This window comes from Phaeospirillum tilakii (assembly GCF_042683125.1).
GTDB classification, from domain to species: Bacteria; Pseudomonadota; Alphaproteobacteria; order Rhodospirillales; family Magnetospirillaceae; genus Phaeospirillum; species Phaeospirillum tilakii.
The window spans coordinates 25,531-44,242 of the sequence record NZ_JBHUIY010000010.1 but is presented as its reverse complement, the minus strand read 5'-3'; the positions used below and the strand labels follow the sequence as shown (position 1 = coordinate 44,242).

Annotated in this window: 14 protein-coding genes; 7 read left to right on the top strand and 7 right to left on the bottom strand. The window is 68.6% G+C overall.

What is annotated here, in order from left to right; all coding sequences use genetic code 11:
* Nucleotides 1–17: 17 nt before the first annotated feature.
* Together ACFSNB_RS06885 and ACFSNB_RS06880 are read right to left on the bottom strand one after the other, a co-directional pair.
* A complete protein-coding gene (locus ACFSNB_RS06885; RefSeq protein WP_377315302.1) occupies nucleotides 18–1,763 on the bottom strand; it encodes an AMP-binding protein in 1,746 nt (581 codons plus the stop codon).
* Between the two features lie 171 nt (nucleotides 1,764–1,934).
* The gene (locus tag ACFSNB_RS06880) at nucleotides 1,935–3,110 is read right to left on the bottom strand and encodes an SGNH/GDSL hydrolase family protein (RefSeq protein WP_377315301.1); all 1,176 of its coding nucleotides are present in this window, start codon (nucleotides 3,108–3,110) and stop codon (nucleotides 1,935–1,937) included.
* 75 nt (nucleotides 3,111–3,185) lie between these two features.
* On the opposite strand from ACFSNB_RS06880, the gene ACFSNB_RS06875 reads away from it, so the two are divergent.
* Nucleotides 3,186–3,590: an HIT domain-containing protein gene (locus ACFSNB_RS06875; protein WP_377315300.1), complete on the top strand. Its 405-nt coding sequence runs from the start codon at nucleotides 3,186–3,188 to the stop codon at nucleotides 3,588–3,590.
* A gap of 300 nt (nucleotides 3,591–3,890) precedes the next feature.
* Here the strand turns inward: ACFSNB_RS06875 and adhE are convergent, their stop codons facing one another.
* The 3 genes from adhE to ACFSNB_RS06860 form a co-directional block, all read right to left on the bottom strand.
* Entirely contained in the window at nucleotides 3,891–6,554 is a 2,664-nt protein-coding gene (adhE, locus tag ACFSNB_RS06870) for a bifunctional acetaldehyde-CoA/alcohol dehydrogenase (RefSeq protein WP_377315299.1), read from the bottom strand.
* Nucleotides 6,555–6,794: 240 nt separating this feature from the next.
* Nucleotides 6,795–7,451, bottom strand: coding sequence for an MBL fold metallo-hydrolase (locus ACFSNB_RS06865; RefSeq protein ID WP_377315298.1), 657 nt, complete (start codon nucleotides 7,449–7,451; stop codon nucleotides 6,795–6,797).
* Between the two features lie 45 nt (nucleotides 7,452–7,496).
* Nucleotides 7,497–8,087: a hypothetical protein gene (locus ACFSNB_RS06860; RefSeq protein ID WP_377315297.1), complete on the bottom strand. Its 591-nt coding sequence runs from the start codon at nucleotides 8,085–8,087 to the stop codon at nucleotides 7,497–7,499.
* 165 nt (nucleotides 8,088–8,252) lie between these two features.
* Between ACFSNB_RS06860 and ACFSNB_RS06855 the strand changes: the two genes are divergently transcribed.
* The 5 genes from ACFSNB_RS06855 to ACFSNB_RS06835 all read left to right on the top strand — a co-directional run bounded on the left by ACFSNB_RS06855 (nucleotide 8,253) and on the right by ACFSNB_RS06835 (nucleotide 14,086).
* On the top strand, nucleotides 8,253–9,443 hold the full coding sequence (locus ACFSNB_RS06855) for an MFS transporter (protein WP_377315296.1): 1,191 nt from the start codon (nucleotides 8,253–8,255) through the stop codon (nucleotides 9,441–9,443).
* A 203-nt stretch (nucleotides 9,444–9,646) separates the two neighbouring features.
* Nucleotides 9,647–11,680, top strand: coding sequence for a methyl-accepting chemotaxis protein (locus ACFSNB_RS06850; protein WP_377315295.1), 2,034 nt, complete (start codon nucleotides 9,647–9,649; stop codon nucleotides 11,678–11,680).
* Between the two features lie 31 nt (nucleotides 11,681–11,711).
* Nucleotides 11,712–11,954, top strand: coding sequence for a hypothetical protein (locus ACFSNB_RS06845; RefSeq protein WP_377315294.1), 243 nt, complete (start codon nucleotides 11,712–11,714; stop codon nucleotides 11,952–11,954).
* A gap of 11 nt (nucleotides 11,955–11,965) precedes the next feature.
* Nucleotides 11,966–12,340: a rhodanese-like domain-containing protein gene (locus ACFSNB_RS06840; RefSeq protein WP_377315293.1), complete on the top strand. Its 375-nt coding sequence runs from the start codon at nucleotides 11,966–11,968 to the stop codon at nucleotides 12,338–12,340.
* Between the two features lie 177 nt (nucleotides 12,341–12,517).
* On the top strand, nucleotides 12,518–14,086 hold the full coding sequence (locus tag ACFSNB_RS06835) for a tetratricopeptide repeat protein (protein ID WP_377315292.1): 1,569 nt from the start codon (nucleotides 12,518–12,520) through the stop codon (nucleotides 14,084–14,086).
* A gap of 175 nt (nucleotides 14,087–14,261) precedes the next feature.
* Here the strand turns inward: ACFSNB_RS06835 and ACFSNB_RS06830 are convergent, their stop codons facing one another.
* Both ACFSNB_RS06830 and ACFSNB_RS06825 read right to left on the bottom strand, forming a co-directional pair.
* Nucleotides 14,262–15,434 carry a trans-sulfuration enzyme family protein gene (locus tag ACFSNB_RS06830; RefSeq protein ID WP_377315291.1) on the bottom strand — a complete coding sequence of 391 codons (1,173 nt, stop codon included), beginning with the start codon at nucleotides 15,432–15,434 and terminating at the stop codon, nucleotides 14,262–14,264.
* Between the two features lie 4 nt (nucleotides 15,435–15,438).
* The gene (locus ACFSNB_RS06825; protein ID WP_377315290.1) at nucleotides 15,439–16,812 is read right to left on the bottom strand and encodes a pyridoxal-phosphate dependent enzyme; all 1,374 of its coding nucleotides are present in this window, start codon (nucleotides 16,810–16,812) and stop codon (nucleotides 15,439–15,441) included.
* A 537-nt stretch (nucleotides 16,813–17,349) separates the two neighbouring features.
* On the opposite strand from ACFSNB_RS06825, the gene ACFSNB_RS06820 reads away from it, so the two are divergent.
* Entirely contained in the window at nucleotides 17,350–18,462 is a 1,113-nt protein-coding gene (locus ACFSNB_RS06820; protein WP_377315289.1) for a restriction endonuclease, read from the top strand.
* The last annotated feature ends 250 nt before the right edge of the window (nucleotides 18,463–18,712 follow it).

The window sequence follows — 18,712 nt, the reverse complement described above, 5'->3', positions numbered from 1 at the left end:
CCGGCCGCCATCATCCGTCAGGCCTCGGGACCGAGCACGCCAACCGCCGGCAACGGTTCGGATTCCTCGGGTTCCTCGACCGCCTTGGCCTTCAGCACCCGGCGCAGGATCTTGCCGGCGACGGTCTTGGGCAGTTCGGCGAGAAAATGCAGCTCGCGCGGGGCCAGCGCCGAGCCCAGTTCCTGGCGGGCATAACTCAGCACCTCGGCGCGCAGGGCGTCGCCAGCCTGGAAGCCGGGATTGAGCGAGGCGAACGCCACCGGCACCTCGCGCAGCAGCAGATCGGGCTTGCCGACCACGCCGACCTCGGCCAAAGCGGGATGGTTCATCAGCAGGCCCTCGACCTCGAACGGGCCGATCTGGACCCCGCCGCACTTGATCATGTCGTCGGCGCGGCCGACGAACCAGAAGCAGCCGTCGGCGTCGCGGCGGACCAGATCGCCGGTCAGGTACCAGCCGTCATGCAGCCCGACCCCGAGCAGCACGCCCTCGCCCAGATAGCCCGACAGCATCGACGGCCAGCCGGGGCGGATCGCCAGTTCGCCGACGGTGTCGGGGGTGTCGATCGGCTCGACATGATTGCCGTCGCGGCGGACCACGGCGGCCTGGATCCCCGGCAGCGGCCGGCCCATGCTGCCGGGACGGATCGAATCGTCCGGCCGGTTGGCGATCGCCACCGAGCCGATCTCGGTCTGCCACCAGGTGTCGAGGAACGGCACGCCGAGGGCGCGGCGGCCCCACAGCACCGCCTCGGCATTGAGCGGCTCGCCGACGCTGGCCGCCACCCGCAGCGAGGTGCCGCGATAGGACCGGGCCAGCGCGGCGCCGAACCGCATCATCGCCCGGATCGCGGTGGGGGTGGTGTACCAGACGGTGACCTGCTCGTCGGCAAGGATGCCGTACCAGCGGCGCGGGTTGATGTCGGCCTCGTCGGCCAGCACGGTGGCGCCGCAGGCCAGCGGCGCGATGATGCCGTAGGCGGTGCCGGTGATCCAGCCGGGATCGGCGGTGCACCAGAACACGTCGTCGGGGCCAAGCCCGAACATCTCGCGCCCGGTCAGCAGATGGGCCAGCACGGCGCGATGGGGATGGACCACCCCCTTGGGGGTGCCGGTGGTGCCGCTGGTGAAATGCAGCAGGGCCGGATCGAGCGGCCGGGTCGCCACCGCCGGGGCCGGGGCGGCGCCGGTCAGCAGCGCGGCGTAATCGAGGCAGCCCGGCGCCGGCCGGGCGGCGGCGCCGTCCTCGCCCACCAGCACGGCCTGTTCGAGCCGGGGCAGCGCGCCGCGCTGGGCGGCGACCTTGCGGGCATAGAGATCCTCGGCCGCCACCAGCAGCCGGGCCTGGGCCAGATCGAGGCGGGAGCGGATCGGACCGGGGCCGAAGGTGGGGAACAGCGGGCAGACCACCGCCCCGGCCTTCAGCGCGCCGAGGGCGGCGACGAACAGTTCCGGGGTGCGGCGCAGCAACAGGGCGACGGTGTCGCCGGGGCCGATGCCGCGCGCGGTCAGCGCGGCGGCGAACCGCCCCGACGCCTCGGCCAGTTGGGCATAGGTGAGAAGGCGCGGCTCGCCATGGGCGCCAAGGGCGCGCACCGCCACCCGGCCGCCGCGCCCGGCGGCGACGTGATGGTCGGCGCAGGCATGGCCGATGTTGAGGGCGCCGTCGCCCAGCGCCAGTTCGGCGCGGACCTCGTCCCAACGCGACGCGCCGGCCGCGGCGCAGCCCTCGTTCACGCTATGACTGACATTCGGCGAAGCCATGGCTTTATCCCGCTGAAACGACGTCGGAGAAGGGAATTGGGGTCGTGCCCGGGGCGGAGGCGCGCTCCCGTCGACAAGTAATTTTCACCGCCGGCCGCCCCCACCGCAACCGATGGATTCGCAGGGCACCGATGCGCGCCTCCCCGCCCGAGCGTCACGATTTCCCAAGGCTCACGGCGCCGGACGCGGCGGCAGCCGGCCCTCGGCCAGCAGGGCCTGGGCGATCCGCTCGCCGATCGCCTGATTGAAGCGGGGCGAATAATGGAACACGTCGATATAGGCGTTGCCCTCGGCCGGCTCCAGCTCGGCCAGCCACAGCAGGCCGTGCTCCCACAACTTGCCCTGGGCCTTCTGCGCCGCCATCAGCGGATAGCCGCGCGCGCTGTTCATGTGATAGCCGAGCATTTCCTCCCGCACCGGCAGCGGCCGCTTGCGGTTGTCGTAGGCGTAGGTCGGCACCGGCTGCTGGACGAACAGGGCGGAAAAGCCCAGCCGCTGGGCGGTGGCGTCGATGATGCGGCGGTTGGTGTCGAGCCGCTGCGCCACCCGGGCCACCGCCGCCTCGTCGGCGCAGAAGCTGCCGCTTTCGCGCAGCATCACCGCCTTGTCGCCGCCGAGATGGCGGGCGAGCTGGGCGAGGTTCGAGCGGTGCAGCAGCTCGGCCACCAGCGACGGCCGCCCCCGCCACCGCGCCGCCTGTTCCAGGGTGTCGTCCCAGGCGCTGACGTCGGGCAGGGCGCAGTAATAGAAGTCGGTGGCGCCGTCGATGAACACCGCCGCGTCGGGCTTGATCCCGGCGGTCAGCAGCCGCTCCAGCGCGATCCGCTCCTGGGTCGAGTAATAGGACACCACGCCGAGATTGTAGACCCGGACGTCGTCGCGCCCGGCCGCCGCCAGGGTGCGGGCCACCGCCGCCGGAATGGTCTCCTCGTCGCCGACGCCGATGCCGAAGGCGGTCGAGCCGCCGAACACGAACACCTTGGGGCCGGGATCGTCGAAGGCCGGCGGCGCGCCGCCATTGCCGCGCACCCCCTCGGCCGAGACGGTGACGTGGCGGCCGCGATAGGGCGCCATGCGGAATTCGGTGAACGGGCTGTAGACGGTGGCGGCCTCGCGCCAGCTTTCGGCCAGCACTGCGCGGTAATGCTCGGGCTGGGCGGTGTCGTACAGCCGGCGCAGGGCGTCGTCGTCGAACGACTGGATCAGCGCCGGACGCTTGTCGCGCAGGGTCTTGAGCGCCAGCCCGGCCAGCCCCTCGGCCAGCAGCAGCGCCAGCACCACGGCCAGCAGCACGGTGGCAACGATGGAAAAGCCTCGACCGAGCGGAGTGGAACGAGTACGACGCATCCGAACCTGACCTGCCTGCCCCCTTTCCCTGATACCGCGAATGCGTCACCCGACGCAATGAGGAGACCGACCGAAATGTTCGCGCTTCATCCCCGGCTGACGGCCGATACCGCCCCGGTCACCGACTGGCCGCTGTGCCGGGTGCTGCTGCTCGACGACCGCACCTACCCCTGGCTGGTGCTGGTGCCGCGCCGCCCCGCCATCGCCGAGATCGGCGAGCTCGACCCCGCCGACCGCGCCACCCTGATCGAGGAAATCGCCCGCGCCGGCGCGGTGCTGCGCGCCACCCTCAGCCCCGAACGGATCAACGTCGCCGCCCTCGGCAACGTGGTGCCGCAGCTCCATGTCCACCTGATCGCCCGCTTCACCACCGACCCGGCCTGGCCCCGCCCGGTGTGGGGCGCGGTCCCCGCCACCCCCTACGGCGCCGACGCCCTCGCCGCCGAGGCCGCCCTCTGGCGCGAGCGTCTCGGCGAGTAAAACATCAAGGCCTTTGGGGTGATGTGGGCTCCGCCCACACCCGCCAAGGGCCGCAAGGCCCTTGGAACCCCTTGATGGTCGGGCGTGGACCGGCCTTTCAGCTTGGGCGCGGATGTTTGCCGCGCGACGGGCAAGGAAAGGGTTGCAAGGGCCTTCGGCCCTTGGCGGGGGTGGGAAGGACGGGCTTGGTCCTTCCCACCCCGCGCGAATGCAAGCCGATCACCCCCTTGATTTTCAAAAACAAAGGGGGTTTGGGGCTTCGCCCCAAGCGGGTTCGGGCGGCAGCCCGACGCCTCCCCCTTACGGCGCCGGATCGACATCCTCCTCGCGGAACGGGCGTCCGTAATAGGAGGCGCGGAGGATCGCCTTCAGTTCGGCCACCAGCGGGAAGCGGGGGTTGGGCCCGGTGCATTGGTCGTCGAACGCCTCGACCGCCAGGGCATCGAGGCGGGCGAGGAACTCGGCCTCGGGGACGCCGGCGGCCTGGATCGAGGGCGGGATGCCGAGGTCGCGTTTCAGCCCCTCCAGCCAATCGAGCAGGCGTTCGATCCGGGCGGCGGTGTTGACGCCGTCGAGGCCGAGGGCGATGGCGATCTCGCCGTAGCGATGGCGCGATTTGGGCCGGTCGTACTGCGAGAACGCGGTCTGTTTCGGCGCGTTGTCGTTGGCGTTGTAGCGGATCACGTTGCTGATCAGCAAAGCGTTGGCCAGACCGTGCGGCAGGTGGAAGGCGGCGCCGAGCTTGTGGGCCATCGAGTGGCAGACGCCGAGGAAGGCGTTGGCGAAGGCGATGCCGGCGATGGTGGCGGCGTTGTGGACCTTCTCGCGCGCCACCGGGTCCTTGGCGCCGTTGGCGTAGGCCGAGGGCAGGTATTCCTTCAGCAGCTTCAGCGCCTGGATCGCCTGCCCGTCGGTGAATTCGCTGGCCATGATCGAGACATAGGCTTCCAGCGCATGGACCACCGCGTCGATGCCGCCGAACGCGGTCAGGCTCTTGGGCAGGGTCATCACGAAATTGGCATCGACGATCGCCAGCGTCGGGGTCAATTCGTAATCGGCGATCGGGTATTTCATCCCGGTGGCATCATCGGTGACCACCGCGAACGGCGTCACCTCGGAGCCGGTGCCGGAGGTGGTGGGGATCGCCACCAGCTGGGCCTTGTCGCCCAGGCGGGGGAAGCGGTAGATCCGCTTGCGGATGTCCATGAAGCGCAAGGCGAGGTCGGCGAAATTGACCTCGGGATGCTCGTACAGCACCCAGATCAGCTTGGCCGCGTCCATCGGCGAACCACCGCCCAGCGCCACGATCACGTCGGGCTGGAAGGCGCGGGCGACCTCGACCCCCTTGTTGACGATCGACAGGGTGGGATCGGCCTCGACCTGGAAGAAGCTTTCGACCTCCAGACCGGTTTCCTTCAGCAACCGGATGGTATCATTGGCGAAACCGGCATCGAACAGCCCGCGGTCGGTCACCAGCAGCGCCCGCTTGCGCCCGGTGAGGTCCTTGATCGCCTCGACCAGGGCGCCGCGACGGAAATAGATCGATTTGGGCAGTTTGTGCCACAGCATGTTCTCGGCCCGCTTGGCGACGATCTTGTGGTTGATCAAGTGCTTGGGACCGACATTCTCGGAGATCGAGTTACCGCCCCACGAGCCGCAGCCCAGCGTCAGCGACGGCGCCAGACTGAAATTGTAGAGATCGCCGATGCCGCCATGGGAGGACGGGGTGTTGATCAGGATCCGGGCGGTCTTCATCCGCTTGCCGAAATCGACCACCCGTTCGGGCTGGAGATCCTGATCGGTGTAGAGCACCGAGGTATGGCCGATGCCGCCGAGCGCGACCAGTTCGACCGCCGCCGCCACCGCGCCGGCATAATCGGGCCGGCGGTAGAGGGCGAGGGTCGGCGACAGCTTTTCGTGGGCGAACGGCTCGGCCAGGACGGTGTCCTCGACCTCGGCGATCAGCACCTTGGTGGCGCGCGGCACGGTGAAGCCGGCCAGTTCGGCGATGCGGGCGGCGGGCTGGCCGACCACCTCGGCATTGACCGAGCCATCGACCAGCAGGATGGCCGACACCGCCGCGCGCTGCTCGGGGGTGAGGATATAGCCGCCATGGCTGGCGAAGCGGTCGCGCACCGCGTCATAGACCGACTCGACCGCGATCACCGACTGTTCCGAGGCGCAGACCACGCCGTTGTCGAAGGTCTTCGACATCAGGATCGAGGCGACCGCGCGCTTGATGTCGGCGGTTTCGTCGATCACCACCGGGGTGTTGCCGGCGCCGACCCCGATCGCCGGCTTGCCGGAGGAATAGGCCGCCCGCACCATGCCGGGGCCGCCGGTGGCGAGGATCAGGTTGACGGCGGGATGATGCATCAGCGCCGCCGACAGTTCCTGCGACGGGGCGTCGATCCAGCCGATGATGTCGGGCGGCGCCCCGGCGGCGACGGCGGCGTCGAGCACCAGCCGGGCGGCGGCGCAGGTCGATTTGGCCGCGCGCGGATGCGGGCTGAAGACGATGCCGTTGCGGGTCTTGAGGCAGATCAGCGCCTTGAAGATCGCGGTCGAGGTGGGGTTGGTGGTCGGCACGATGCCGCAGATCAGCCCGACCGGCTCGGCGATGGTCAGGGTGCCGGCCTCCTGGTCCTCGGCGACGATGCCGCAGGTCTTGTCGTCCTTGTAGGCGTTGTAGATGTATTCCGAGGCGAAATGGTTCTTGACCACCTTGTCCTCGACCACGCCCATCCCGGTTTCCTCGGCCGCCATGCGGGCGAGCGGAATGCGGGCATCGGCGGCGGCGAGGGCGGCGCTGCGGAAGATCAGATCGACCTGTTGCTGGGAAAAATTGGCGAAAACCTGCTGGGCGGCCTGGACGCGCGCCACCAGTTGGTTGAGATCGGACAAGGTGGAGATGCTCACCCTACAACCCCCTTCGTGGTTGGACGGGAAGAGTCGGCCCGACATCGAACAGTCACGATGACGCCGAAAGAACACCCCACCGATTATTCACGAAAGAAGAGCCCGGTCCAGGCCCAAAACGCCCGATCGCTCTCCTTGAGCAAACTGTCATAAACGCGGAGATTGACTTCGGAGGCCTATAAAGCCCCCGAACCCACCGCCAGGATAATTTTCAAAAAGAAAGGGGGTCCGGGGCATCGCCCCGGCGGGCTCGCGGGCAGCGCCCGCGCAACTTTCGGTCCCGACCTAGCCGGCGAGCGCCCACCAGCGGCGGGCTTCGGCGGCGGTCCAGCCCGGCCCGTGACCACTGAACAGCCAAACCTCGTCGGCCAGACCGGCCAGCAGCCGCTCGATCGAATCCCACAATTGCTGTTCGCTGCCGCCGGGCAGATCGGTACGCCCGACCCCGCCGCGAAACAGGGTATCCCCGGTCAGCACGAACGCCCCGAAATCGTAGCAAACCCCGCCCGGGCTGTGTCCGGGGGTGGCGATCACCCGGATCGGCGCCCCGCCGAGATCGAGCGCGACCGGCGGCTCGAACAGATCGAGCCGGGCCGGGACGGTCAGCGGCTGGCCGGTGAAGGCGCGGCTGAGATCGCCGGCGGCGGCGATCACCGTCTTTTCGCCGAGATGGGCGCGGGTGGGGATGTCGTACTCGGTTTCCATCGCGGCGGCGGCGCCGAGATGGTCGGGATGGCCGTGGGTCAGCAGGATCGCCGCCGGCCGCCCGCCGAGCGCGGCCACCGCCTCGCGCAGGCGGGCGGCATCGTCGCCGGGATCGACCAGGGCCAGCGCCCCGCTGGGGCGGTGCAGCACCAGATAGCTGTTTTCGTACCAGGGCGGGCTGGTGACGACCACCGCCAGCGACAGATCGCCGAAATCACCGAGATGCTGATAGGTCATGGGTGCGCCTCGCCTTGAGGGTGGCGCCCGGCCGCCGCCGGACGGTCAGGCCTTGCGGCCGAGATCGGGCAGGAACTCGCTCATCGCCACCGGATCGGCCGGGCCGGCGGCCAGCGCCGCCTCGGCCGCGTCATCGGCCGGGGCCGGATCGGACGCCTCCCCCGCCGCCGGGGCGGGGACCGGCGCGGGCGCCGGGGCCGGAACCGGGGCCGGGCCGGCCAGCGCCTTGAGATCGCGGCGAAGGAAATCGACCCGGCTGTCGAGCTGGGCGATCAGGCCGCGATCGCGCTCGATCGCCGCGACCCATTCCTTGCGCTCGTTGCGGATCAGGCTGTCGAGTCCCTCGACCGCGCGGGTCACCGGCTCGGAAAAGGTCTGGAAGCGGCGGGCATTCTCGGTCTCGACCGCCGCCTTGATCTTCTCGACCTCCTCGATCAGGTCGCGCTTGATCCAGCGCCCCTTCTTCTCGAATTCCTCGGTCATCTTGGCGAAGCGCGCCTCGACGTCGGCGGCGATCTGCACCTTCAGCTCGTAGGCGCTGCGGACCAGATTGGACATGTACATCAGCAGCCCGCCGCCGATGACCAGGAACACGGCGGCGGCGACACTGACGATCACGATGGACGACATCGACATGGCGGAAACGGCGCGGCAAGTTGACGGGAGGATGCGGCGCCACTGTGGGTCAAACCCGGCGCCGATGCAAGCCGCGCCGGTGGCGGGGCGGGTTGCATCGAACGAAAAGGGCGGGCAGAGTGCGGCGACACCGCCTGTATTGGTCGTCCCCCCAAGGATTCCGCGATGTCCTCCGCTGACATTTCCTCCGCCGGTTCTCCCGCCCAGGCCCGGCTGGCGCTGGGCTTTTCCGGCATCGGCCACGCCTATGCCCACATCTTCGAGCCGATCTTCTTCCTGGTGGCGCTGGTGCTGCCGGGCGAATTCGGGCTGAGCTACCAGGAGGCGCTGGCGCTGATCGTCGCCGGCAAGCTGCTGTACGGGCTGGCCGCGCCCGCCGCCGGCTGGCTGGGCGACCGCTGGAGCACGGTCGGGATGATGGGGGTGTTCTTCCTCGGCCTCGGCGGGGCGGCGGTGGCGGCCGGGCTGGCGCCCTCGCCCTGGACCCTGGCGGCGGCGCTGACCCTGGTCGGGCTGTTCGGCTCGATCTATCACCCGGTCGGCACCGCGTGGCTGCTGGCCAACGCGGTGGACAAGGGCAAGGCGATCGGGCTCAACGGGGTGTTCGGCGGAGTCGGGCCGGCGCTGGCCACCGCCGCCGCCGGGCTGCTGACGGCGGAATGGGGCTGGCGCGCCGCCTTCATCGTCCCCGGCCTGCTGGTGATCGCCACCGGTCTGGCCTTTCTGGTGCTGGTGGCGCGGGGGGTGCTGCGCGACCGCCGCGTCGATCGCCGGCCCGAGCCGCCGGCCGAGCGCGGCGACGCGCTGCGGGCCGGGCTGGTGCTGTCGGGAACGATGCTGGGGGCCGGGCTGATCGCCCAGTCGCTGCCGCCGATCCTGCCCAAGCTGTTCGCCGAGCGGCTGGGCAATGACGGCCTGCTCGCCGCCGCCGGGGCGGTGTCGCTGGTCTATTTCGTCGCCGGGCTGACCCAGATCGCCGCCGGACACCTCGCCGACCGCTTTCCGCCGCGCCGGGTCTACCTGCTGGCGGCGCTCCTCCAGGCGCCGCTGCTGGCCGGGCTGGCGGTGGCGGGCGGTCCGGCGCTGCTGCTGGTCGGGCTGCTGGCGGTCAGCGTCAACATGGCCGGGATCCCGGCGGAAAACGTGCTGCTGGCCCGCTACAGCCCGGCGCGCTGGCGCGGCACCGCCTTCGGGCTGAAATTCGTGCTGTCGTTCGGGGTGTCGAGCCTCGCGGTGCCGCTGGTGTCGCTGCTTTATGGCGCCACCGGCGGCTTCACCCTGCTGCTCGGGCTGCTGGCCGGGCTGGCGCTGGCGGTCGCCGCCGCCGCCACCCTGCTGCCGCGCGATCGCGGCTGAGCCCCCCGTCTCGGGTCCGCACCTGATATCTGCGGTAGTTGTCAACCCGACGCTGCCGAATACCCCGGTTGCATATTACTTTGGCTGTGCGACCTTGGCTTAAGACAGAACCGTCGGATATGGTCCGCCTCCGCCGGACCGGTCAAGCCCCCTGCCCCGCCCGGCAGAGCCCATGACCAACGGCCAGCCGGCGGAGAAAACGGATGCCCCAGCTCAATCTGCGAACCCGGCTGGTGCTCAGTCTGGTGGCGATGCTGACCCTGGCCACCGGGCTGGTGGTGCCGCTGATGCTGGGCGACATCGCCGACACCATCGCCCAGGCCGAGGACCGCCAGTTGCAGGGCTTCCGCGCCGCGTTCGAGGCGGCGGTGGAGACCGGCACCGCCAGCGGCGAGACCCTGGCCCGGCTGATCGCCGCGATGCCCGACGCCCAGGCCGCCTTCGCCGCCGGCGACCGCGACCGCCTGACCGCCCTGCTGCTGCCCTCCTTCACCGCGCTGAAGGCCAGCCAGGCAGTGGACCAGATCCAGTTCCACCTGCCGCCGGCCACCTCGTTCCTGCGGCTGCACCTGCCGGAAAAGTTCGGCGACGATCTCAGCGCCTTTCGCCAGACCGTGGTCGATGCCAACCGGCGCCAGACCCCGGTGGTCGGGCTGGAAAGCGGGGTGTCGGGACTCGGCATCCGCGCCGTGCTGCCGATGCGCCAGGGCGAGCGCCCGCTCGGCACGGTCGAGGTCGGGATGAATTTCGGCCAGGCCTTCGCCGAATCCTTCAAGCGCCGCTTCGGCACCGAAATCGCCCTGCACGCCCCCGCCCCGCGCGCCGGCACGGCCGCCCCGGCCGAGATGGTCACGGTGGCCCACACCGCCGCCCGCCCGTTCTTCGCCGAGGCCGACCGCCGCCGCGCCCTGGCCGGCGCGACCCTGCTGCGGCGGGGCGAGAGCGACGGCCGCCCGGTGGCGGCGCTGCTGGCCCCGGTGGCCGATTATCGCGGCCAGCCGGCGGCGGTGGTCGAGATCGTGATGGACGCCGCCGCCTATCAGGCCCAGTACCACGCCGCCCGCGCCCGCGCCCTGGCGGTGGCCGGCGGCGTGCTGCTGCTCGGGCTGATCGCCGCTTTGCTGCTGGCCGGCGGCATCGTCCGCGCCCTGACCCGGCTGACCGGGGCGATGCGGGCGCTGGCCGAGGGCGACACCACCCAGCCGCTGCCCGACCGGGCGCGCGGCGACGAAATCGGCGAAATGGCCCGCGCCGTCGCGGTGTTCCAGCACAACGCGATCGAAAAGGCGGCGCTGGCGGCGCGGCAGGCGGCCGAGGAAGCCCGGACCGGCCGGCGCCAGCAGGCGGTCGAGCAGCTGACCCACAGCTTCCGCGCCGAGGTCGGCGCGATCACCGGGGCGGTGCGCGAGTCCGCCCTGCGCCTGCGCGAGGTGGCGGAGACGATCGGCGGCGTCGCCGAGGAAACCCGGGGCGAATCCGCCCGGGTCGCCGCCGCCGCCGATCAGGCCGCCGCCAACGTCCAGTCGGTGGCGGCGGCGACCGGGCAATTGGTGGCGTCCGGCCATGACATCGCCCGCTCGATCCTGCGCTCCTCGACGGTGGCGCGGGAGGCGGTCGGCGATGCCGGGCGGATCACCGACATCGTCGGCGGCCTGAGCGAGGCCGCCGCCCGGATCGGCGACGTCGTCACCCTGATCGACGACATCGCGTCGCAAACCAACCTGCTGGCGCTCAACGCCACCATCGAGGCGGCGCGGGCCGGCGAGGCCGGCAAGGGCTTCGCCGTGGTGGCGCACGAGGTCAAGGAACTGGCCAGCCAGACCGCGCGCGCCACCGGCGAGATCGGCGGACAGGTCGCCACGGTGCAGACCGCCACCCGCGAGGCGGTGGCGGCGATCGGCGGGATCGCCGCCACCATCGGCGAGATCGACCACACCGCCACCACCATCGCCGCCGCGGTCCAGCAGCAGACCGCCGCCACCGACGAGATCGCCCACAATGTCGGCGAGGCCTCGCGCGGGGCCCAGGACGTCACCGCCAGCATCGGCCGGGTCGGTCAGGCGGCCGAGCGCACCGGCGCCGGGGTGGCGCGGATGCGGGAGACCGCCGACGACCTGATCGCCCGCGCCACCGCCCTGGCCGACGAGGTCAACCGCTTCCTGGCCGGGATCGACCGGGCCGAGCAGGCCGCCCCGGCCACCGCCATCGGGGAAAATGCGGAGGCCGGGCGGACTTGACCGCTCCGGCGGCGAGGAGGATAAGGGATTCATGATGCGTTTCCTGGTCCTGTTCGCCCTGTTCGTGGCGCTGATCTGGCTGGCCGCCCGCCGCGCGCGGGATCTGGCCGCGCGGCTGGGCCTCGGGCGCGAGCCCGACCGCCCCGCCGCCCGCGACCGGACCAGCACCGCCGATGCCGCCCCGGTCGAGGCGATGGTCGAATGCCCGGTCTGCCGGGTGTGGCAGCCGTCCGGCCACCGCAAGCCCTGCGGCCGGCCCGACTGCCCCTATTGAGGATCCCGCCGATGCTGGCCCGCCTGATCGCCGCCTTTCGCGGCCTCGCCGCCGGAGCCCGCGCCCCGGTGCGGCAGGCCGACCCGGCCGAAATCCACGGCTGGTGGCGCGACGGCGCCGTCACCCTCATCGACGTGCGCGAGCCCGACGAGCACCGCGCCGAGGCGATCGCGGGCGCGCTCAGCCTGCCGCTGTCTTCGTTCGACCCGGCCCGGGTGCCGACCCCGCCGGCAAATGGCCATCTGGTGCTGCATTGCCAACGCGGGGTGCGCTGCGGCCCGGCGGCGGCGCGGCTGGTCGCCGCCGGCTGGCCAAGCGAGATCGTGCGGATGCGCGGCGGCCTGCTGGCGTGGAAACGGGCCGGCTTCCCCACCCGACAGGGGTGAGTTTTTGGCCCGTCACCGAGAATCGAGGCGGGACGGTCCTCGTCCCTTCCGTCATGCGTGGACGTGATCCACGCATCCACGGAGGCCCCCAGACGCCGGCCACGCTGTCCGCTGGCCCTGACGCCGCGTCCGGTTTAAACTTCGCCCACAGGATGTAAAGCACGGGAGACGGCCAGAATGGCGAGCGAAGGCGGACCGCCGACCACCGGTGAGGGGGGCGCGATCGGCGCGGAGGAACGGCGGGCGATCGTCGCCGCGCTCGATGCCGGCCGGCTCGACGAGGCCGAGGCGCTGTGCCGCCCCTGGCTGCAACAGCCCGACTGCCTGGAGGCGCTGATCCTGATGGCCTGCATCCGCAGCGCCCAGGGCCAGCACGACGTCGCCCTCGCCTTGTTCGGCGATCTGGCCGGGATGGTGCCGCACCGCGCCGACATCGCCTACAACCACGGCTCGGCGCTGCGCCGGGCCGGGCGGCTGGCCGAGGCAGCCGAGGCGTGGCGGCGCGCCCTGCGCCTGCGCCCCGATCTCACCGCCGCCCGCCACAATCTGGCGATGACGCTGAAGGAACTGGGCGACACCGCCGGCGCGATCGAGGCGTTCGAGACCCTGCTTGAACTGTCGCCCGAATCCGAGGCCGAGGCGCTGCTCCAGATCGGCAACCTCCATTACCTGTCGGGCGATTTCCCGGCGGCGACCGCGCGTTACCGCGCCCTGGTCACCCGTTATCCCGGCGACGTGCTGGGCTGGACCAACCTTGGGCAGGCGCTGAAGGCCGAGCATAAGGACGACGAGGCCGAGCGCAGCTTCCGCCGGGCGATGGCCACCGACCCGGCCTTCGACCTCGCCGCGTTCGACCTGTCCTGCCTGCTGCTGTCGCACCAGCGTTGGGCCGAGGGCTTCGCCCTCTACGAGCGGCGCAAATCGCGCCACAAGCGCCCGCCGCAGCTGGCCGACCTGCCCTCGTGGCGCGGCGACGAGCCGATCGGCACCCTGGTGGCGCTGTGGCATGACCAGGGCTATGGCGACGCGATCCAGTTCGTCCGCTTCGCCGCCGCGCTGATCGAACGCGGCCATTGCCCGGTGCTGCTGATCGCCCCGCCGTTGCGCCGGCTGCTCGCCACCGCCCCCGGCATCGCCGAGGCACGCGGGCTGGAGGAGCCGTTGCCGCCGTTCGGCGCCGAACTGGCGCTGGCCAGCCTGCCGCAGCGGCTCGGCATCGCTGCGGCCGAGGCGCTGTGGCCCGGCCCCTACCTCACCGCCCCGCCCGCCCCGCCGCCCGCCCTGCCCGCCGCCCGGCTCAAGGTCGGCTTGGTGTGGGCCGGCGCCGGCGCCTACCTCAAGGATGCCGCCCGCAGCCTGACCCTCGAACACCTCGCCCCGCTGTTCGAACTGCCCGACATCGCCTGGCTCAGCCTGCAAATGGGCCCGCGCGCCGCCGACCGCGACGCCGCCCCCTGGCGCGGCCGCATCGCCGACGCCACCGCCGGCCTCGACGATTTCGCCGCCACCGCCGTGCTGGTCAACCAGCTCGATCTGGTGATCACCGTCGATACCGCCGTCGCCCACCTCGCCGGAGCCCTCGGCCGCCCGGCCTGGGTGCTGCTGCGCGACGACGGCGATTGGCGCTGGGGCCGCGACGGCGAGACCACCCCGTGGTACCCCACCCTGCGCCTGTTCCGCCAGACCACCCCCGGCCAATGGGATGAACCGGTCGAAGCCCTGCGGGACGCCTTGAAAAAGTTGTAGGAAAACGCGGGCTCCGCCCGCACCCGCCAGGAGCCAGCGGCTCCTGGACCTGCATCAATGGTCGGGAGCCCAAGCAGCCTTCAGCTTGGGCTCTGGCGTCGGCCGCACACGACAAACCGAAGCAGGTCCAGGAGCCGCTGGCTCCTGGCGGGTGCGGGCAGAGCCCGCGTTTTCCTCAAATAACCTCCAGCGCCCCGGCCAGATCGTCACGCAGATCGGCGGCGGCTTCGATTCCGACCGACAGGCGGATCAGGGAATCGCCGATGCCGATCCGCGCCCGCTGTTCGGGCGGGATGGTGGCGTGGGTCATCAGCGCCGGCAGTTCGATCAGGCTTTCGACCCCGCCCAGGCTTTCGGCCAGGGTGAACAGCTGGCAGGCCTTGAGGAAGCGCTGGCTGCCGTCGAGGTCGGTGTTCAGCACCACCGAGATCATCCCGCCGAAGCCGTGCATCTGCCGCTTCGCCAGCTCATGCTGGGGATGGGACTCGAGGCCGGGATAGATCACCCGCTCGACCGTGGGATGGCTTTCCAGCCAGCGGGCCAAGGTCAGCGCGTTGGCGCAATGGCGTTCCATCCGCACGTCGAGCGTCTTGATCCCGCGCAGGGTCAGAAAGGCGTCGAACGGGCCGGCGATCGAGCCGACCGCGTTCTGGAGGAAGCCGATCCGCTCGGCCAGCTCCGGAGTGCGGGCGATCGCGGCGCCGCCGATCACGTCGGAATGGCCGTTGAGGTACTTGGTGGTCGAATGCACCACCACGTCGAAGCCGAACTCCAGCGGGCGCTGCACCCACGGCGTGGCAAAGGTGTTGTCGGCCACCGTCAGGATGCCATGGGCGTGGGCGATCTCCGCCACCGCCGCCAGATCGACCAGCCGCAGCAGCGGGTTGGTCGGGGTCTCGACCAGGATCAGCTTGGTCTCGGGCCGGATCGCCGCGCGCAGGGCCTCGGGCGAGGACAGATCGACGTAATCGATCGCGAGGCCGGCACTGTTGCGCCGCACCCGCTCCAGCAGGCGGTAGGTGCCGCCGTAGAGATCCTCGCCGGCGATGACGTGCGACCCGGCCTCCAGCAGTTCCAGCACCGCCGCGATCGCGGCGAGGCCGGAGGAAAAGGCAAACGCCTTGTCGCCGCCCTCCAGGTCGGCGAGGCTGCGTTCCAGCGCCCAGCGGGTCGGGTTGTGCGAGCGGCCGTAATCGAGGCCCTTGTTGACCCCGGGCGCCTCCTGCACATAGGTCGAGTTGGCGTAGATCGGCGTCATCACCGCCCCGGTGGAGGGGTCGGGGACCTGACCGCCATGGATCGTGCGGGTGCCGAAGGCGGCGCGGCGGGAAGTGGTATCGTGGCTCATCGCGTCAGGCGGCCTTCTTGCGCAGGTGGTTGAGCAGGTCGAAACGGGTGACCAGGCCGTGGAAGGTCTCGCCCTCGGCGATGATCGCCACCAGCCCCCGGTCAAGCACCCCCTGCAAGGCGTCGAGCCCGGCGTCGGGCGGCAGGATCTCCAGCGCGGTGCTCATCGCCGAGCCGGCCGGGTCGCGGAAGCTGGCCGGATTGGCCCGCACCCGCGCCAGCAGGTCGGTTTCGTCGATCAGCCCGACGATGCGGCCGCCCTCGATCACCGGAACCTGCGACACCTCGGCGCCGCGCATCCGCACGAACACCGTCTGCAACGGATCCTCCGGCCCGGCGCTGACCACCGACCCCTCCTCGAAACGGCGGCTGATCAGGTCGCGCAGGTCGCCGAAGCTCGGACGCGGCAGCAGCCCCTGATCGACCATCCAGCTGTCGTTGTAGACCTTCGACAGATAGCGGGTGCCGGTGTCGCAGACCAGACTGACCACCCGCTTCGGCTCGGTCTGCTCGCGGCAATAGCGCAGCGCCGCCGCTAGCAGCGTCCCGGTCGAGGAGCCGCCGTGAATCCCCTCGGCCCGCAGCAGCTCGCGCGCGGCGGCGAAGCTCTCGGCATCGGGAATGGCATAGGCCGCCGCCACCCCGGACAGATCGGCGATCGGCGGAATGAAATCCTCGCCGATCCCCTCCACCGCCCACGAGCCGGCCGCGCCGATCTCGCCGGTGCGGATGTAATCGGCCAGAATCGACCCCTGCGGATCCGCCAGCACGAACTGGGTCGAGGGACTGGCCCGGCGGAAGAACCGGGTCAGCCCGGTCAGCGTCCCGCCCGAGCCGACGCCGCAGACGATCGCATCGACCGCATGCGCGGTCTGGGCCCAGATCTCCGGCCCGGTCGAATGCTCGTGCGCCGCCGGATTGGCCGGGTTGTTGAACTGATCGACGAAATAGGCCCCCGGAATCCCCGCCGCCAGCCGCGCCGCGTAATCCTGGTAATAATCGGGATGCCCCTTGCCGACATCCGACCGGGTGACGTGAACCACCGCACCCAGGGCCTTCAACTGCAACACTTTTTCGGCGGCCATCTTGTCGGGCACCACCAGCACCAGCCGGTAGCCCTTGGCCCGCGCCACCAAAGCCAGCCCCAGCCCGGTGTTGCCGGCGGTGGCCTCGACGATCGTCGCCCCAGGCGACAGCCGCCCGTCCCGCTCCGCCGCCTCGATCATCGCCAGCCCAACCCGGTCCTTGATCGAGCCGCCCGGATTCTGGGACTCAAGCTTGAGGAACAACCGGCACGGGCCGGTGTCGAGCCGGGTGATCTCGATCAGGGGCGTGTTGCCGATCAGGCCAAGCACGGCCGGGCGGGAAGTCTCAGTCATCACGTTCATTCCTCTGGCGTTGGGCGGCCCCCTGCCCCGCCCCCGCCGCCGGATAGGGCGGCATAGGCGGACGGCACGGGCCCTCGCGAACCGGAGGGGATTAAAGCACGGCTTAATCAGAGTTTGCTACTAGATTTATAGATCATGTACGGAATGTCAGGAAGGACCCCCATCCGTGGGCTCCGCCCACCCCCGCCAGGAGCCAGCGGCTCCTGGACCTGCTTCGGTTTGTCGGGTGTGGCCAGCGCAGGTCAGCTTGGGCGCTCGCGAATCGGGATGGGGCTGGCGGGATGGCGGCAGAAAGGGTTATCCTGAGCCAGAGAAAAGAAATCTGGATTGGGCCGGGAGCGGGCCGGCCACCCCCAAATATAAAAAACACAACCGAATAAAAACTCGCACGCCAAGCCAACTGCCTGTAGCTTAAATAAGCTATTCTATATGTTTATCTTCAATGCGAGAGCACTGGCAACACAAATTAAAACTTAAAAATCGTATTTTTGAGATGATGCACAGCCACCAAAAGAAAGCACGCTAAATATGATCGATTTAGATGAAACTGTTGGAATTGAAATAACTAGCACCGCCAGTTGGCGTCAATTGAAGGCCGTCGAATTTCCCAATGATAATAGAAACATTCGCGCCGCAGAAATACTAGAACGACTTGCATCCCAGATCCATCTAGTCGAAGGCAGCCACATACACCACAGAATAGACGCAATATTAGAGAACGAAGACGGTGTCTTTAAATTCTCCGAATCCCTGCTAGAATCACTTCGGCTTGTAGGATTTAGTATTTTCCCAAAATCATTGACTGATTTTTTATCAGATATTATTTCTGAAATAGACAAGCAATATGAAATGCAACACACATCAAATTTTAGCGGAATCGATCTATATTCAGAACTTTTTGCCGATGCAATTAAAATTGGTCCCAAAGCGGTCGAACTCGTCGAGGGTTGCGGTCGCCACCGGGCAGAGCTTCTGCTGATTGCCGCTATAAATCGGCAAAAAAATTCATCATTCATCACCGGAGCCAACGGCGCCAAAAGAATACCGCGCAATCTTTTTCAGCTAATAGAGAATGATATTAGAAAAACACACGACATAAATTTACTTGATGTGGGCGCCATTCTACAAACTGTAGTAAAGCCAGAGAAAGACGTCGATGCAGGTCGAATAGTAGCTGCTGTCTCGTTGCCTTGGTTTGAGATCATTGAACTCCTACAACGCAACCAGAATGCCGCTTGGGAGATTCCTCCGGACAAATGGGAAGAAATCATCGCTGGTGCTTACAAAAATTCTGGTTATGATGAAGTTATACTTACACCTCGCAGCGGAGATTACGGGCGAGACGTAATCGCCGTGAAAAAAGGGATTGGTCAGATCCGGGTTATTGATCAGGTCAAGGCTTATAAACCACCCAATTTGGTTAAAGCTGATCATGTGCGGGCTCTAATCGGTGTTTTAGAATCGGATGGTGCCAGTAAAGCATTTCTAACAACCACCTCTGATTTCGCCCCAAAATTGCGCACTGATCCACTTCTAAAGCCCTGGATGCCATCACGCTTGGAACTGATCGGGCGACACGACCTTATCCGACGACTAGCTGAGATTGCACGCACGACACGCGAAAATACCATATCGCGGTGAGACAAATTTCACCGTACTGGCTATTTAAATAAGATGAAGATCAGATACTTTTGCAAAAGCCACCAAATGACAACAGAGCAACAGCAAACTAAACAATGTCGCACTAAAATTCATATTGTTTTTGCAAAAAAAACGTAATACATAAAAATTAAACAACAATCTTTATTAATGCGACAAGATGATGATGGGCTCCATCAGAAACAGACGCAAACATGTGGACCGGCTATTATGGGTACTTGTCTGCATTTTA

Excerpts from the sequence above, each read along its gene's own strand:
- ACFSNB_RS06885 (WP_377315302.1), bottom strand. The coding sequence starts at position 1,763 with ATGGCTTCGCCGAATGTCAGTCATAGCGTGAACGAGGGCTGCGCCGCG.
- ACFSNB_RS06880 (WP_377315301.1), bottom strand. The coding sequence starts at position 3,110 with ATGCGTCGTACTCGTTCCACTCCGCTCGGTCGAGGCTTTTCCATCGTT.
- ACFSNB_RS06875 (WP_377315300.1), top strand. The coding sequence starts at position 3,186 with ATGTTCGCGCTTCATCCCCGGCTGACGGCCGATACCGCCCCGGTCACC.
- adhE (WP_377315299.1), bottom strand. The coding sequence starts at position 6,554 with ATGTCGGGCCGACTCTTCCCGTCCAACCACGAAGGGGGTTGTAGGGTG.
- ACFSNB_RS06865 (WP_377315298.1), bottom strand. The coding sequence starts at position 7,451 with ATGACCTATCAGCATCTCGGTGATTTCGGCGATCTGTCGCTGGCGGTG.
- ACFSNB_RS06860 (WP_377315297.1), bottom strand. The coding sequence starts at position 8,087 with ATGTCGATGTCGTCCATCGTGATCGTCAGTGTCGCCGCCGCCGTGTTC.
- ACFSNB_RS06855 (WP_377315296.1), top strand. The coding sequence starts at position 8,253 with ATGTCCTCCGCTGACATTTCCTCCGCCGGTTCTCCCGCCCAGGCCCGG.
- ACFSNB_RS06850 (WP_377315295.1), top strand. The coding sequence starts at position 9,647 with ATGCCCCAGCTCAATCTGCGAACCCGGCTGGTGCTCAGTCTGGTGGCG.
- ACFSNB_RS06845 (WP_377315294.1), top strand. The coding sequence starts at position 11,712 with ATGATGCGTTTCCTGGTCCTGTTCGCCCTGTTCGTGGCGCTGATCTGG.
- ACFSNB_RS06840 (WP_377315293.1), top strand. The coding sequence starts at position 11,966 with ATGCTGGCCCGCCTGATCGCCGCCTTTCGCGGCCTCGCCGCCGGAGCC.
- ACFSNB_RS06835 (WP_377315292.1), top strand. The coding sequence starts at position 12,518 with ATGGCGAGCGAAGGCGGACCGCCGACCACCGGTGAGGGGGGCGCGATC.
- ACFSNB_RS06830 (WP_377315291.1), bottom strand. The coding sequence starts at position 15,434 with ATGAGCCACGATACCACTTCCCGCCGCGCCGCCTTCGGCACCCGCACG.
- ACFSNB_RS06825 (WP_377315290.1), bottom strand. The coding sequence starts at position 16,812 with ATGACTGAGACTTCCCGCCCGGCCGTGCTTGGCCTGATCGGCAACACG.
- ACFSNB_RS06820 (WP_377315289.1), top strand. The coding sequence starts at position 17,350 with ATGATCGATTTAGATGAAACTGTTGGAATTGAAATAACTAGCACCGCC.